Here is a 16,323-nt window from a genome sequence, read left to right as displayed (position 1 = left end):
GTGTTTTTGCGCTTGGTTACGCAAATCTTTGCAGCAGGGCATGAAGCATGTCTTGCTCAATGGGTTTGCTCAAATAATCACTCATACCACAGGCGAGGCATTTTTCTTTTTCACCAGTAAGGGCATTTGCAGTTAGCGCTACAATGGGCAAGCTGGCAAGAGGTTCGGGTAATTGTCGAATATGCTTTGTGGCTTCATAGCCATCCATGTTGGGCATTTGACAATCCATCAACACTAAGGAATAAAACCGGCTTTGTTTTGCTTCATGCTGCAAAATGGCTAAGGCTTCAAGGCCATCAGCAGCAATGTCAAATTCGATTTTATGTTGTTTCAACATCTCACCCACCACAACTTGGTTAATTTCGTTATCTTCAACCACTAATACTTTCAATTGGCTAAGCGTTTTTGTTTGGTGGATAAGGCTAGCTTTAGTCTTATTGATCTGATTTGTTTGTGGCAAGGTGACTTCAATCGATGCTTGAAACACACTGCCACCATCAACAGCACTTTGCACGGTCACATCGCCATTCATTAATTTGCATAAGTGTTTGGTGATAGACAAACCCAGACCAGTGCCACCAAATTTTCGAGTCGTTGACACATCCGCCTGATTAAAAGGTTGAAATAAGGTGGCGAGTTGCGCTTCGCTTATGCCAATGCCGCTGTCTTTAACGGTAAGCGTTAAACGAGCCTTTTCAGTATTTAATGGCGTTAGTTGAACATGGATATCAATACCACCTTGATGCGTAAACTTGATGGCATTAGAGACTAAATTAGAACATATCTGCCTCAAACGAGTTGGATCACTGAGGATGATCATATCATCGCTAATGTTAAAGTCCTTGCTCACCTTGATGGATTTATCCCCTGCTCTTGGCATAAAAACATCAATGCAGCTATTGAGTAAGGAATGTAGCTTAATTGGAATAATTTCTAAATTTAGCTTACCTGAGTCAACCTTTGTAAAATCTAATATGTCGTTAACGATGCCAAGTAAAGACAAGCCGCTGTCTTTGGCCAAATTCAAAAAATGTTGTTGTTTTTCGGTCAGTGGTGAGTCTTGTAATATCTGTAACATGCCTAGCACCCCATTGATAGGCGTGCGAATTTCGTGACTCATATTGGCTAAAAACAAGCCTCGTGCTTCTAGTGCTAAGCTTAATTCTTTATGCCGATTTTCGAGTTGTTCACGATAATAAACCTGCTCGGTAATATCTTGAAATGCGCCAATAAGCCTCACGCATTGGCCATTTTCTAATTCAGCCCTACCTTTGCTCGCTACCCATTTTGTATTGCCCTTGTGTGTGATAATTTCAAATTCGCCAGAAAAGTGCCCGCCTTTTTCAATCGCCCTGTTGACTAAATTACTGAGGCGTTGACGATTCTCTCCTTCTTTGTAGAAATTGATTGCCGAGCTCAATTGCGGTTCATAATCTGAGGGTACTTCATGAATTTGTTTGGTCACTTGTGACCAATACGCTTTGTTAGTAATTAAATCCACTTCCCATGCGCCAACGCCAGCCAGTTGGCCCATTTGTTCGAGTATATGTTGCTGACGGGCCATCTTTTTTTGCTGAGCCTGCAATAGGGTGATTTTTTCATGGCGGGCTATTTCATTACCAGCCCAATGAGCTAATAGTTCGATAAAATCATGCTCTTCTTCACTAAAAGGGGAGGTACGAGGGGTGCTTGAAGAAAAATTAATGGTGCCAAAACGTTCTCCCTCAACTAGCAGTGGGGCGCCTATATAACTCTCTAAGCCAAAATTTTGATAGCAAGGATGTTGGGCAATGCGACTTTTGCCAGCGTGATGAAACGACAGGGCCTCATTAGTTGCAAGGGTATGAACACAATAGGTATCGCATACTGGAAACGTCGTACCTAGAAGCAGGGCATTGTCCGGTGAAACAGCATGACGCACAGTGTAGACCTCACCGCTTATTTCACTAATGATACCGAGCTCTAATTTATAATAGCTACTGCCTAGTTGCAGTAAAGATTCCATTTTTTGCGAGAAAGATAAGCTATTGTCTGAGGTGATTTGATACAAACGTTTCAAATTCAGCATGTTACTTTCATTCCTTTCATTCTTATCTTACGTATCGCTGTTTGCGACGAATAATAGCGCTTGTTTCAAAGACTTGGGACTATAACGTTTTATCAATATGCAGGAAAGCGACGGTCTTGGGTAAAACGGCGTGAATACAAATTTGCTTTCAATTCTGCTTGGGCTAATTCATCATGCGTTTTTACCATTTTCGGAACGCTGGAGGACCATTATGACCCTCATATTAACTTGCTTGCTCATTGCGACCATCATGCCTATTTTAGCTAAAGCCCCTTTAGCGTTGGCGCAAAATAAGCAACAAGGCGGCTATGATAACCGCCATCCTCGTAGTCAACAAAATGCTTTGCTTGGTTTTGGTGCTCGGGCTAAAGCCGCCCATGAAAATTGTTTTGAAGCCTTGATCATGTTTATGCCTGGTGCGTTGGCATTAATCGCACTCAATCAAGTTGGGCCCATCGCACAATATTTGTGTGTAGCCTTTGTCGTGGCGCGCATCGCCTATTTATTATGCTACTGGTTTAACTATCACCTTGTTCGCAGCATCTGTTGGAGCGTCGGTTTTTTCTGCTCTGTAGGGCTGTTGATACTGGCTTTAATTTGATTCCCGCTCCTACAAAGTTGAATGCGTTAGGGTTTGATTGATCAGTCGTTTTGCTTCTGAGTAGGGCCAAAAATATTGTACTTCTCTGGTTTTGGCCTTTTCTTGGGCGCCTAACCAAAACGCTTGTGTCATCAAATCCCCGTGTAACTCTTTGAGTAATAGTTTAAGGTGTTTTTTACCCACAATAAAATGTTCAAATTGTTCGGGGAAGACGTCTGTTGGTCCTACAGATAAGGTGTCGAGTGCATATGGGTCGTCAGAGCGGGGCAATAATCGAAACTCTCTTTCGTGCATGTAACAAATCTCATCGTAATCATAAAATATTACTCGGCCATGGCGGGTAATTCCAAAATTTTTGTGTAGCATGTCACCAGCAAAGATGTTGGCTGCGGCGATTTGTTTAATGCACAAACCCAGTTCATCAATGGCGTGGCGTATTTTATCGGGGTCGGTCTCTTGCTCTAAGTACAGATTCAGCGGGGTCATCTTACGTTCTATATACAAATGTTTGATGATCACAGCCTCTGAGGTGACTTCGATGCTACCCGCGCATTCTTCTTGGAGTTCTTGCAATAAGGCAGGAACCATCCGATTTAAGGGTAAACGAAAATTCATATATTCGTGTGTGTCGGCCATGCGGCCCACCCGATCTGTCATTTTGACCAGTCGATAGCATTCCTTAACCCGCTCACGAGTGACTTTTTTGCTTTCGGGAAAGTGGTCTTTAATAATTTTAAATACCACCCCGTAAGATGGCAGATGAAACACTGACATCACTAGTCCTCGTATGCCAGGTGCAAAAGTAAACTGATCGTCGCTGTGATCCATGTGTTGTAAAAAGTTACGATAAAAAACGGTTTTGCCGTGTTTGTATAATCCAAGGGAAATGTATAATTCGAAATGTTTTTTGTTAGGAAGAAGCTCATGCAAAAATGCGACAACTTCTGCAGGATGTTGAGTATCGGCCATAAAATAGGCGCGGGCAAAACCAAAAATAACACTGAGATCTGCAGGCTCTAACAAAATAGCGTCAATTTGCAGTTGCTTTTGTTGGTCTAACATTAAGGCAATAACAAAAGGGATCGTTTGCTCAGGCATGCAGATTCGGCCCACCAAATAAGCAGATTTACTGCGATAAAATACCGGCTTTAACATCTCAATAGTATGAATGCTGGCAAGTTGTTGGCGGCTTAAATGTTGTCGAATCACTTGCTCTACTAAAGCAAGATCATGTTCTTTGTGAGCAAAATCAAGGTTAAATCGATACGTCTTAAAAATATCGTCTAACAGGTTTCTAACCGTGCCGGTGGTATCAAAACTGTTAACCACTTTTGCACGATAATGACCGGCTAAAAAACAGCGGCTAGGCAAGATAAACATCACAGAATTATCGATAACTTGATGTTTGAAAATCCGCCCAATTACAGAGTTATAAAAGGTTTCCGCTAATTCAAATTGAGGATGTTCATCGAGCAGTTTCAAATAAGCACTTTTGAGCCCTTGCCAAAACGCATGGTTTTGTTGCAAGGGGAAGACATGGTGGTAGATATCACTCACTGCAGCTGACAAACTTTGTTCGTAGATAGTGATACGTTCTTTTACTGCTTGCTGAGTGGCCTGCCATTCGCCTTGCTCGAACCGTTGCTGAGCACCGCCGGTGATTCGACAATACCACCGAAAACTTTTATCAAAACCAGTGAGTATTTGATACGCCACCGTGGCGGTTAGGATGTTTAAATCGGTTTTGTTGGTGACTTCAAGCATGTCGTTAACCTTATTATTGTGCACTTGGCGATTTGACTAACCAAAGGCAGTGGCTACTGTGTGCCAGTTTTTAGCCGACAATGCTTGTTGGTTGACATAACCATATAGTAATTCAAGGTATTGTCTAACTGTGTGCATTAATTGTTATATTCACTATCATCATGACCTTATATAAGGGCTAACAGCTCATTCGGAGGCGTTGATTTGCCTAGCGTCGTGTAAGGTCCTAGTACATCAGGCTCTGATAGATTATCGAAAAGTCTAGTTAAACACCGCAGATAAAATAGCGTGAGTAAATTCTTTACGTAAATAAAACCCGCGAGGTCGTGTTTGGATCACCGAGCCATGTGGACCAATGGCGTCGGTTAAGGCTTTGCCATCTGCAGCCTTGGGTCTCAGTTGCAGATATTGCCCATGACGTGCGGTAATTTTTTCGATTTTACCCAGGGCGATATACTCCATTAATTCTTCCCAGTCTTGGCGCAACTGTTGCTCTTGTTGCGCATTAGCCGTCCACAAAAAAGGCGTGGCGATCATGCGATCTTTAGGGGCGACATCTCGTCGGCCATCAATCGGCACCCACAGCACTTGGCTAAGCTTATTTTTAACGTTGCAATTGTGCCATTCTATACCGGCTATTTGGGTTAAATGGGCATAACAAACGTAGGTGGTTTCTAAGGGTTTGCCTTGTAAATCGATGGGGATGGTTTTAAGTTCAATCCCAAGGGAGGCAAAATCTTGTTGGCTTTTAGAGCCCGCGTTGGCGCCTAAATAGAGTTCAAGTAATTGACCTGTCCAGCCCTTTTCCCTTTTAAAATTACTTGGCACTTTGACATTAACCATACTTGCCAACTCGCCTAAGGTTAGTCCCGCTATCTGTTGGGCACGTTCTAATAACTCCTCACGGTCTCGAGGTGGTGAACTACTAAATAACATGAGTTTTCTCTTGTTTCATGCAGCCAGTAAATAAGCAGTATTGCGCCACATAGTAGGTTGACATAACTAGCAAGTGTTCTGCTGGCAGGGCGATGACAAACTTATTTAGAGCGATCAAACTGTCTGAAATAACAAACAAATAAGCACCGCTTAGCAAATATAAACCGTGGGTTTGGGCAAAAATGGCCAATAATGCCATTGCACTAATAATAAGCATATACACTATGACAGGTAGTTTGAGTTGTGCGGTTTGGGGCAACACAACATACAGAATAATAACCAATATCCCTATCAAAGGAAGCGCCTTTAGCAGGTTTCGTTGAGTAATTTGGGCCCAAGGAATAAAACCAATGGCGTAGCACAGGTGAGCGATAGCGAACGCTATTAAGCCAAAAATAAAACGGTTATGTAGGGCACTCGCTAATAATATATCCCCAGTAGCACTAGCAATTAATGCCAGTGTTAACCACAGACGTATTCTTCCTTTGGGTCCTTTTATTGTCATGATGGCTAAAAACAGGATAGGCGCTGCTTTGTGCATGGCTTGCAAAGGATAATGATAAAACGACGCTGCAATTATGTAGCATAGGGCCAATAGCCAATAAAATAGCGGGATGAGACGGATATGTCTGATATTCATTTATATCTCTTAGCTAACAAGTTTGCAGAAATAATCATCTAGTGTCTGTTTGACGCGTTTTATTCCTTTGAAAGCCAAGTAGTTTATGGAAGAATGCCAGACATTAAAAGAATAGAGTTCTTGGGAGTCTAAGTGATTGATGCCGAAGGATTCCGCGCCAATGTTGGCATAGTAATTTGCAATGAACTAGGACAAGTATTTTGGGCAAGGCGCTATGGACAACATTCTTGGCAGTTTCCGCAAGGCGGAATCGATGAAAATGAAACTGCCGAACAAACGATGTATCGCGAACTCCATGAAGAAGTGGGCTTAAAACCAGAAGACGTAAAAATCCTGGCGGTAACCAAGAATTGGTTACGATACAAATTACCGAAACGACTAGTAAGACAGGGGAGTAATCCAGTCTGTATTGGGCAAAAACAAAAGTGGTTTTTGTTACAATTGACCTGTAAAGAAGAAGACGTAGATCTACTACATTCAAGCCATCCTGAGTTTGATAATTGGCGCTGGGTGAGTTTTTGGTATCCCGTCAGAAACGTGGTGTCGTTTAAACGGGAAGTGTATCGACGTGTGATGAAAGAGTTTGCCCCAACGGCAATGCCAGAGACAGCGAGTATTGGCCAAACCCCAACGAGTAAACCTAAGCGTCGACGCAAGGCATAATAGACTATGTTGAAAACGTTAAAGCGAATTGTACAGGAAGTTAATCAAGCGCCTAACTTAGATGAGGCGTTGACGTGTCTTGCAAATCGTTTAATCGAAGCGCTTAAAGTCGATTCTTGTAGTATTTATCTTGCAAATTACGACCAACAACATTTTTTACTCGTTGCTACCCAAGGCCTAGCCAAAGAGGCTATTGGTCAAGTCACCATTGGCTTTTCTGAAGGTTTAATTGGTTTTATTGGGCAACGTGAAGAGCCCATAAACCTCAAAGATGCGCCTTCCCATCCTCGTTTTAAATATTATGCTGAAGTACAAGAAGATCATTTTCATGCTTTTCTTGGCGCGCCCATTATTCATCAACGTAAGGTGCTCGGGGTTATTACCTTGCAGCAGAAAAAGAAACGACGTTTTAGTGAAGACGAAGAAGCGTTTCTGGTTACCCTAGCCACCCAACTCGCGGTGCAAATTGCAAATGCAAAAGCGCGAGGCTCGGTACATCTACTCGAGCAAAATGTGCCTAAAGATTGGCAAAAATCGCTTAAAGGAGTGCCTGGTTCCTCGGGCTTAGCAGTCGGTATTGGCTATGTCAGTAACCTACTAGTAAATATTCGTAACCATGTGCCCACTCGCAACATGGACGCAGCTAAGCAAATATTGCTGTATCGCAACGCGGTAAAACAAACACGAGAAGATGTCAGTGTGCTGTCACAGCGCATTCAAGGGGAAGTGCCCGATGATGTGCAGGCCATCTTCCAGCTCTATCATCATTTATTGGATGCCAACAGCCTAGGCCGTGAAGTAGAGCAAAAAATCAATGCAGGTTGGGACGCCCCTAGTTCGCTAAAAATGGTGGTTGAAACCTATATTAGTCAGTTTCAAACCATGTCTGATCCTTATATGCGTGAGCGCGCAGTGGATGTTGAAGACATGGGAAATCGTGTATTGGCGAATATTCTTGGCATCGCAAGCGGCAAGGTCATTGAACGTCAATACCCTGAGCAGGCCATTTTGATTGCAGAGGAAGTGACGGCGTCAATGCTGGCCGAGTTTCCAAGCGAAAAACTGGTGGGTATTATATCCATGCGTGGCTCAACCAACTCTCATGCTGCTATCATGGCCAGAGCAATGGGTGTGCCGGCCGTTATGGGCTTGTCTAACGTGCCTTTTTCCTTACTCAATGAAAAGGACATACTATTAGACGGTTATACCGGTGATGTGATTGTGTCGCCCAGTGCCACCATACGTCACGAGTTTGGATTGTTAATTCAAGAAGAGGCAGCACTCACAGAGCGAATTCACTCACAAGATAGTTTACCGGCGATTACCGTGGATAACTGTTCAATGAGTCTGTTGGTCAACGCTGGCTTATCACTTGAAGCAGAAAAAAACGATAATCCCTACTCAGATGGCGTAGGCTTATTCCGCACTGAAATTCCTTTTATGATGCGTGAACGATTCCCCACCGAACAAGAACAAGTAAAACTTTACCGGACGTTATTACAAAGCCAACCTTCGAAACCTTTTACCATGCGAACGTTGGACGTGGGGGGAGATAAACCCTTACCCTATTTTCCAATTAGTGAAGAAAACCCTTTCTTAGGTTGGCGTGGTATTCGCTTAACCCTTGACCATCCCGAAATATTTTTAGTGCAAATTCGGGCTATGTTGCGTGCAAGTATTGGTCTAGATAACCTCAACATTATGTTGCCGATGATCACTTCGGTAAATGAAGTGAAAGAGGCAAAAAGATTGTTGGCCCAAGCTTTATTTGAAGTGTCGGAAGAAGCTGCCGAATTGGGTGAGAAAATTATAAAACCCAAAATAGGCGTGATGCTTGAAGTCCCTGCAGTGATTTATCAGCTACCCCAATTGGCCAAACACGTGGACTTTTTCTCGGTCGGAAGCAACGATTTAACACAGTATTTATTGGCGGTGGACCGCAATAATGCACGAGTCGCCGATCTATATGACAGTTATCACCCTGCAGTACTCACTGCTCTATATCATATTGTGCAACAAGCAAATGCTTTGAACGTACCGGTTACGGTGTGTGGCGAACTTGCAGGCGAGCCTGCGGGTGCCGTACTGTTGTTGGGCATGGGATATCGTAAACTCAGTATGAACAACCATAATTTACTTAAAGTTAAATGGGTGGTGCGTAATGTCAGTTTGCAGCAATCTGAGTTGTTATTACACAGAGTATTGACCCTTGATAATCCCAAGGAAGTGCGTCAAGAAGTGAATCTTTATTTAGAAACAATTGGTTTGGGCGGCCTCGTACGAGCTGGCATATAATGCAGATAAAATATAAGTATGCAGGTCAATAATTGGACGTAGTAATCACTATATTTTTCTGGTGTTTAGCGATGGGGGCGGGGGTTGGATTTCTGGCTGGCCTTTTAGGCATAGGCGGTGGTCTTATTATGGTGCCTGCCCTAGTTTATTTATTCATGAATAAACTAGGGCTTGATATTTCATTTGCCATGCCAATGGCCATTGCGACTTCACTTTCAACCATCATGTTTACCGGTTTGTCCGCGTCGTTCGCGCATTATAAATTGGGTAATTTAGACCGTTACATACTCAGCTACAGCGGTGTGAGTATGGCCATAGGGGCTATCGTTGGCGCTCAATTTGCCAGTATGATCCCCGGTGAGTTGTTGAAAAAGATATTTGCTGTTTTGGTGATTGCCATAGTTATTTATATGGTTTTTGGTAAACGTAAAGCCTCTGCTCAAGAGGTGAGTAAAGGCATTTTAAGCGGCATTGGCTTGGCTACGGGGAGTTTGTCGGCCTTAATGGGGATAGGCGGTGGTGCCATTCTAGTGCCGTCCTTAGTGTGGTTTAACGTTAATATTAAACACGCTATTGGCTGCGCTGCATTTTGTGGTTTAGTTATCGCAGTATTTGGCTCCTTAAGTTTTGTACAAGCGGGTTGGCATCATACAGACTTGCCACCATTGTCATTTGGCTATGTTTATTTGCCAGCGAGTTTGGGGATTGTGTTGCTATCGGTGTTTACGGCCTCTTGGGGTGCCAAGGTAGGGCAAAAATTAGATACGCAACTTATAAAGAAAATTTTTGCAGGATTTCTGATACTCGTCAGCCTGCGTATGTTGTTAGGATAAGTAAAAACCAATGAATGATAGTTATTTTGTTTTTCCCCATATTGATCCGGTTATCGTTAGCTTAGGACCCATCAGTTTAAGATGGTACGGGCTAATGTATTTAGTGGGTTTTGTTGCTGCATTTTGGCTGGCAAGTAAACGATTATCTCGCACTAACTGGAGTAAAGATCAGCTCAGCGACATGTTATTTTGGGGATTTTTGGGCGTCATCTTAGGCGGTCGTGTCGGCTATGTGTTCTTTTATCAATTCCCTACTTTTTTAGAAGATCCTCTATATTTATTTAAAATCTGGACCGGCGGAATGTCTTTCCACGGGGGCTTGATTGGTGTGATTTGTGCGCTGTGGTTATTTGCTCGCAAAACGCAGAGTCATTTATTAACGGTTGGTGATTTTGTCGCGCCGTTAGTGCCTATCGGTCTGGGCGCTGGACGTGTTGGGAACTTCTTAAATGCTGAGCTTTGGGGGCGCACCACTGACGTTCCATGGGCGGTTATTTTTCCTAATGCAGGCAATTTACCTCGTCATCCATCTCAGCTTTATGAGTTTGCTTTAGAAGGCGTAGCTTTATTTATTATTCTATGGTTATTCTCAAGTAAACCACGCCCGAGGGGCGCTGTAAGTGGGCTGTTTTTACTGGGATATGGTGCCTTTCGTTTCTTAATTGAGTATTTCCGCGAGCCTGACCAACATCTGGGTTTGTATCATGACTTTATTTCCCGTGGGCAAATTTTGTCATTGCCGATGATTATTACCGGACTTGCCCTAATTGTGTGGGCTTATCGATACAATGCCCATCCAGAGCAAGCCCTACCAAAGACAAAGATAAATAAGAACGTAAAATCTTAGTTCGTTAAAAATGTAGAGACTCAGATATGCAGCAATATTTACAACTAATGCGCCATGTACTTGATACGGGCACAAAAAAAGAAGATCGCACCGGCACCGGCACCCTGAGTGTATTCGGTTATCAAATGCGCTTTGACTTGAGTCGAGGTTTTCCGTTGGTGACGACCAAAAAGTGTCACTTACGGTCTATTATTCATGAGTTGTTATGGTTTCTTAAAGGAGAAACCAATATTGCCTATTTAAGCCAGCACAATGTAAAAATTTGGGATGAATGGGCAACTGAGGAAGGTGAATTAGGCCCTGTTTATGGTAAGCAATGGCGCAGTTGGGAAGGGGTTGACGGCCAAGTTATCGACCAAATTAGTGAGTTAATAGAGCAAATAAAGCATAATCCTGATTCTCGACGCCTGATTGTCAGTGCGTGGAATCCCAGCGTTCTACCTGATACTCAATTTTCACCAAAAGAAAATGCCCAGCAAGGACGACAGGCTCTACCACCCTGTCACACAATGTTTCAGTTTTATGTTCTCAACGGCAAGTTGTCTTGTCAGTTGTATCAACGCTCTGGCGACGTGTTCCTTGGTGTGCCATTTAATATTGCAAGTTATGCCTTACTGACTATGATGATTGCTCAAGTGTGTAATTTGCAGGTAGGCGATTTTATTCACACATTCGGCGATGCACACTTATATGTTAACCACCTTGAGCAAGCGACATTACAACTAAGCCGAGAGCCATTTCCCTTGCCCAATATGGTGATTAACCCTAGTATAAAAAATATTTTTGATTTTACGATTGACGATTTTGAGCTACTAAATTATCAATCGCATGCTCATATTAAAGCACCAATCGCAATTTGATTTTTGTAAAAGGTAATACAGTCATATGACAACACCCGTACTCATTTGTGATGATTCTGGTTTTGCCCGCAGGCAAATGGAAAGATCAATTCCCGATGGTTGGGATGTTGAAATTAGTCATGCTGAAAATGGTTTGCAAGCCTTAGAATTCATCCGTGCTGGTAAAGCCGATGTAATGTTTCTTGACCTCAACATGCCAGTGATGGATGGTTATGAAACCATGCAAGCCATACGTGATGAGGATTTACCAACCCTAGTTATTGTTGTTTCTGGTGATGTGCAACCTGAGGCTCGAGTAAGAATGATGGGTATGGGTGCGATCGATTTTATTCGCAAACCTATCGACAATGGCAAATTAATAGAAATTCTTAACCAATATGGTCTTTATTCGGGTGAAGCGATTGCCAGTCATCGCGCTGAGAGCGTGCCTCAATTCCAGATGGAGTCTCGCGACGAAAGCTTAGACGCTTACAGAGAAATGGCCAATGTCGCAATGGGGCAAGCGGGTGAAAGTTTGGCCAAGATGCTAGGCGAGTTTATCAACTTACCCATCCCCAATGTTAATTTAATCACTAATAATGAATTGCATATGGCCATTACCGATATTCAGCGTAATGAGCAGGTATCAGCCGTTTCTAAAGGGTTTATCGGCTCAGGTATCAATGGCGAAGCCCTAGTTATTTTCAATGAATCTAATTTTGCCAATATGGTGAAATTACTCAAATATGATAAAGGCACCAGTACCGAAAAGTTAGAACTCGAAGCGCTTATGGACGTATCAAATATTTTGATTGGAGCATGTCTTAATGCGCTTTCTGAGCAACTGCATGTCACCTTCAGCCATAATCACCCGATCATATTGGGGCGGCACTGTGATTTAGACGACATTCTCAAAAGTAATATGAAAAAACAAGACAAGATATTGGCGATTGAAATTGCTTATTCAATAAAAAGCCAAGATATAAACTTTGATTTACTCTTACTATTTCCAAATCATTCGATTGATTTGATTCTAGATAAATTAGTTAAAATTTAATACTGAGGAGCAGTGATGGCCATTGATTCAAGCTTAGCAGAAATGCATTGGAAACATGACCTGCTAGGTTCTATTGAAGTCGGTATTGTTGTACTTAATAAAAATTTTGAAGTGCAGGTATGGAACCAGTTTATGGAAAACCACAGTAATATTGTGCCTGGCTTCATATTAGATAAAAGTATTTTCGAGTTTTTTCCTGAGATAGATGAACAGTGGTTCAAGCGCAAAGCAGAGCCTGCTTTTAAATTACGCTGTCCGGTTTTTGTGATTTGGGAGCAACGTCCCTATTTGTTTAAATTTGGTACCATTCGACCCATTACTTCACAAAGTGACTACATGTACCAAAATATCACTATTTTTCCACTCGCTTCACTCAGTGGTCAAGTAGAGCAAATTTGTATACTGGTTTATGACGTAACGGATGAAGCGGTAAATCGTCAAGGTATTCAAACACTCAACAAAGAACTAGAAAAAATCAGCCGAGTGGATGGTTTAACTGGTTTGTACAATAGGCGGTATTGGGAAGAACAGTTTGATTTAGAGTTTAAACGTGAAAAACGTAATGACCATCCCTCTAGTGTAGTGATGATCGATATCGACCACTTTAAGAGAGTAAACGATACCTATGGTCATCCTGCTGGTGACGATGTCATTCGCTCATTAGCGCACATCATTAAAAAAGCAACAAGAGAAACCGATGTGTGTGGGCGTTATGGCGGTGAAGAGTTTGCTATTTTGTTACCTGATACGCCAGTGGCGAATGTAGAATTTTTGACTGAACGGATCCGTCGCTTAGTTGAAAAATACACAGTTATCCATGAAGAACATGAAATTAACTTTACTATTAGTATTGGTATTGCAGGTTTTAATGGTGAATTTAAGAGTCATACCCAATGGCTTGAAGCTGCTGACCAAGCGCTTTATCGAGCTAAGGCTTCGGGTAGAAACAAGGTAGTCGTTGCTGGTGAATAAAGCACCAGCTTCACTTGTGCGTAATCGAATAATTGATTGAATATAATCAGTGGACGTGATCCAATAGCCTTATGATTTTTTATAGATTTTTCCTGTGATCCACACCTTTAAATCCACTTTATTGTGCTACAAAGATAAACGTCTCCTTTTCATCTTTTTATTTGGTATAGCCAGTGGTTTTCCTTGGGTTATGATTGGCTCAGCCTTATCGGCTTGGCTGCAAGAATCCGGTTTAAGCCGCTCTTCTATTGGCTTATTTGGCTCCATGTTTATTGCTTATTCGATTAATTTTATGTGGTCGCCATTGTTAGATAGAGTGAAACCGCCGTTTTTAGGACAGCGACGGGGCTGGATACTAAGTACTCAAATCCTTATTATTCTGGCATGTATAGGCTTAGCCGTCATTCCGGTGAAAGAGCAGCTACTGCTTGCTGGACTGATTGGCTTTTCATTGGCCTTATTCTCAGCCACTCAAGATATTTCGATTGATGCCTATCGTATCGACATCATTAAACCAGAAGAAAAAGACACGCTTTCTGCCGCCTCCGCTATGGCTACGGCAGGCTGGTGGACCGGCTTTGGTGGCTTGGGGGCAATTCCTTTTTTTATTGCTGATTTACCTAATTGGCAATGGTCCGAAATTTATTTTGTCTTAGCTGGAATTATGGCGCTTTTAGCCTTGGTGGTATTGGTTTCTGAAGAACCGGTGACAGATCGAGAATATCGGCAGCAGCTTGCGGCTAAAGCTTATTCTGAATGGCAAGCTGCTAGCGGAGCGTTACTCGATACTAGGCAAAAAATGCTTAATTGGTTATTAGTTACCTTGGTTGAACCCTTCCGTGATTTTTTTCAACGGAATACCTTTAAGTTAGCTTTTTCAATTTTGATGTTTATCTTTTTATTTAAAATAGGTGAAGCATTTTTAGGCAGAATGAGTATTGTTTTCTACAAAGAATTAGGCTTTTCTAATAGTGATATTGGTAGCTATTCAAAGCTATTAACCTGGTGGATCACGATCGTATTTTCGGTGATCGGTGGCATGGTGAATATTCGTTATGGGATATATCGAGGTTTAATGGTCAGTGGTATTGCGATGGCTGCAAGTAATCTAATGTTTGCTTTAATGGCCCAAGTTGGCCCTGACAAAGCGCTGTATGCAGCAACGATCTTTGTAGATGGATTCACAGCTGCTTGGAGCTCGGTGGCCTTAGTTGCGTTTATTTCTTTGTTATGTAATCAGGCTTTTTCCGCTTCGCAATATGCCTTGATGGCATCGCTTGGAGTATTAGGCAGGACGTTTATGGCATCAAGCAGTGGTTTCTTAGTAGACTGGATGGACGGCAACTGGAGTGCATTTTTTGTTTTGACCGCAGTGATGGTCGTCCCGAGTCTTATTTTCTTGTGGACCATCCGTGACCATATTGGACGTTTAGAGCGTGGCGAATATCACAATCGCTAAGGGGTTAAGGTCTTATTCCAATGCAATCCATGGGGAAGGGATATTTTTTCTGGCCTAACAAGGCATCTACGCAAGTCATTAATTCATCTCGTAAGAACAAATCAGTGAGCAAGGTTTCTTGCGGCCAATAGTGAATTTGATGCATAAGGTGCCAAAATACGTTTTCATTTTGACCGTATGGCAGGTGTTTACCTTGTTGAATTTGCGCCCATTCTTCCATGGTATCCCAAAAGAATAAATCGAGTTCTTCATAGACAATTTTGTAGTCTAAATACGCATTGACAAAGTAGGCCAATTGCTTAGATTTATTTTTGATGAAGCTGTGGACGGTTTGCACGAGTCTTTTAGTTCAGCTCTTTTGAGTTAGATGCGAGTAATTATAGTTAAGATTCTAAAGGTTTGTCGAAGTTTGACAGTGTAAAGATTGTGTAAACTTTATGTATTTGAAATTTAATAGCATTTTTTGATAAATATTGCTCACCAGCCCATGTGACTTAACCAACCGTAAATTTCTTTACTAATATAAGGTGCAGCGCTATCCATTGCGTTAAGACCAATGATTTTTCTCTGTCGATAGTGCAATTTTAGCGATCTAATGGTTGCGACTTTGCGTTTTTGAACGGTAGAGGCACTCCAGACGTTGTCCCCATCACTGTAAAAATCTAAAACCGGCATAGATGTACTCGCTAATTGTTTGGCGAGTTTTTGATTGGTTAGTCTATCAGGCCAATACGGCTCGATGACGACCATCGCGTCGGGTGAGGGGAGGCTTTGCTCTGCGTATAGATGGATGAGACTGGCTGCACTAGTCCCCTGAGCAATAACCAGAATAAACCCTGGATATTCTTTGGCTTTTTCAATTGCCGCTAGCATGGTTACCGATAAACGTTGTAAATGTTCATCCAAGGTTTGTTGAGAGAGGTATTTGCCAGAATCTTTAATCGAAGGAAGGGAAGACGTACTGTCTGTCACGGGCTCGATATTTTCTCGCGGTGTAAGAAACTGCGTGGGGGGGCTAGGCACTAACATAGTTACCCAACCAAGTTCATTTAGTTCTGATACCAAAGGGCTTAAGCCGTGTTTGCTCGTTAAGGTGGTATGACTCTGCGTAACTAAAATAGCGACTCCTCTAGCAATAGCATTGGTGTTTTCTTGCAGCATCACTAGAACATATTCATCGCCCACTTTTAGCTTTATATATCGATCGCTAAAAAATTCTCTTTCTAAGTCTAGGGTGGCTAACACGGATGGGTTAACTGCGGCTGTCACAGGCACACACATCAAGCAAGCTAAGAGAATTACTACTGTTTGATTAAATGCCACACGTGTTCGCCCTGACTAACCTTACA

15 protein-coding genes are annotated in these 16,323 nt (G+C 42.3%); 9 read left to right on the top strand and 6 right to left on the bottom strand.

The features are described 5' to 3' along the window. Positions 1-16: 16 nt before the first annotated feature. Positions 17-2,068, bottom strand: coding sequence for an ATP-binding protein (locus ACEN2L_RS01875; protein ID WP_441741490.1), 2,052 nt, complete (start codon positions 2,066-2,068; stop codon positions 17-19). 211 nt (positions 2,069-2,279) lie between these two features. Between ACEN2L_RS01875 and ACEN2L_RS01870 the strand changes: the two genes are divergently transcribed. Continuing rightward, complete coding sequence (locus ACEN2L_RS01870; RefSeq protein WP_306024135.1) at positions 2,280-2,669, top strand: MAPEG family protein; 390 nt, start codon at positions 2,280-2,282, stop codon at positions 2,667-2,669. A gap of 9 nt (positions 2,670-2,678) precedes the next feature. Here the strand turns inward: ACEN2L_RS01870 and aceK are convergent, their stop codons facing one another. The 3 genes from aceK to ACEN2L_RS01855 all read right to left on the bottom strand — a co-directional run bounded on the left by aceK (position 2,679) and on the right by ACEN2L_RS01855 (position 6,009). Continuing rightward, complete coding sequence (aceK, locus tag ACEN2L_RS01865) at positions 2,679-4,433, bottom strand: bifunctional isocitrate dehydrogenase kinase/phosphatase (RefSeq protein WP_441741489.1); 1,755 nt, start codon at positions 4,431-4,433, stop codon at positions 2,679-2,681. 261 nt (positions 4,434-4,694) lie between these two features. Further along, positions 4,695-5,369: a DNA mismatch repair endonuclease MutH gene (gene mutH / locus ACEN2L_RS01860; protein ID WP_306024133.1), complete on the bottom strand. Its 675-nt coding sequence runs from the start codon at positions 5,367-5,369 to the stop codon at positions 4,695-4,697. Further along, positions 5,359-6,009, bottom strand: coding sequence for a lysoplasmalogenase (locus ACEN2L_RS01855; RefSeq protein ID WP_441741488.1), 651 nt, complete (start codon positions 6,007-6,009; stop codon positions 5,359-5,361). Before ACEN2L_RS01855 ends, mutH begins: the two co-directional genes overlap by 11 nt. A gap of 132 nt (positions 6,010-6,141) precedes the next feature. Between ACEN2L_RS01855 and rppH the strand changes: the two genes are divergently transcribed. The 8 genes from rppH to ACEN2L_RS01815 all read left to right on the top strand — a co-directional run bounded on the left by rppH (position 6,142) and on the right by ACEN2L_RS01815 (position 14,974). Then, the gene (rppH, locus tag ACEN2L_RS01850) at positions 6,142-6,672 is read left to right on the top strand and encodes an RNA pyrophosphohydrolase (protein WP_306024131.1); all 531 of its coding nucleotides are present in this window, start codon (positions 6,142-6,144) and stop codon (positions 6,670-6,672) included. A gap of 6 nt (positions 6,673-6,678) precedes the next feature. Then, positions 6,679-8,967 (top strand): phosphoenolpyruvate--protein phosphotransferase, encoded by a 2,289-nt coding sequence (ptsP, locus tag ACEN2L_RS01845; RefSeq protein ID WP_306024130.1) that lies wholly within the window; start codon positions 6,679-6,681, stop codon positions 8,965-8,967. A gap of 32 nt (positions 8,968-8,999) precedes the next feature. Continuing rightward, positions 9,000-9,800: a sulfite exporter TauE/SafE family protein gene (locus ACEN2L_RS01840; protein WP_306024129.1), complete on the top strand. Its 801-nt coding sequence runs from the start codon at positions 9,000-9,002 to the stop codon at positions 9,798-9,800. Positions 9,801-9,810: 10 nt separating this feature from the next. Beyond that, complete coding sequence (gene lgt, locus ACEN2L_RS01835; protein WP_441741487.1) at positions 9,811-10,647, top strand: prolipoprotein diacylglyceryl transferase; 837 nt, start codon at positions 9,811-9,813, stop codon at positions 10,645-10,647. Between the two features lie 26 nt (positions 10,648-10,673). Beyond that, entirely contained in the window at positions 10,674-11,507 is an 834-nt protein-coding gene (locus ACEN2L_RS01830; RefSeq protein ID WP_306024127.1) for a thymidylate synthase, read from the top strand. A 25-nt stretch (positions 11,508-11,532) separates the two neighbouring features. Then, positions 11,533-12,543 (top strand): response regulator, encoded by a 1,011-nt coding sequence (locus ACEN2L_RS01825; protein WP_306024126.1) that lies wholly within the window; start codon positions 11,533-11,535, stop codon positions 12,541-12,543. Between the two features lie 15 nt (positions 12,544-12,558). Next, on the top strand, positions 12,559-13,515 hold the full coding sequence (locus ACEN2L_RS01820) for a GGDEF domain-containing protein (RefSeq protein WP_306024125.1): 957 nt from the start codon (positions 12,559-12,561) through the stop codon (positions 13,513-13,515). A 94-nt stretch (positions 13,516-13,609) separates the two neighbouring features. After that, positions 13,610-14,974, top strand: coding sequence for an AmpG family muropeptide MFS transporter (locus ACEN2L_RS01815; RefSeq protein ID WP_306024124.1), 1,365 nt, complete (start codon positions 13,610-13,612; stop codon positions 14,972-14,974). A 4-nt stretch (positions 14,975-14,978) separates the two neighbouring features. Here ACEN2L_RS01815 and ACEN2L_RS01810 read toward each other — a convergent pair whose 3' ends face one another. Next, the gene (locus ACEN2L_RS01810) at positions 14,979-15,311 is read right to left on the bottom strand and encodes a hypothetical protein (protein WP_306024123.1); all 333 of its coding nucleotides are present in this window, start codon (positions 15,309-15,311) and stop codon (positions 14,979-14,981) included. Between the two features lie 140 nt (positions 15,312-15,451). Then, the gene (locus ACEN2L_RS01805) at positions 15,452-16,297 is read right to left on the bottom strand and encodes a DUF3530 family protein (RefSeq protein ID WP_441741486.1); all 846 of its coding nucleotides are present in this window, start codon (positions 16,295-16,297) and stop codon (positions 15,452-15,454) included. Between the last annotated feature and the right edge of the window lie 26 nt (positions 16,298-16,323).

This window comes from Flavobacterium sp. W21_SRS_FM6 (assembly GCF_052119645.1).
In the GTDB taxonomy this organism is placed as follows: Bacteria; Pseudomonadota; Gammaproteobacteria; order Enterobacterales; family Alteromonadaceae; genus Paraglaciecola.
The sequence above is the reverse complement of the archived record's forward strand: the minus strand, read 5'-3'. Positions and strand labels throughout refer to the sequence as shown.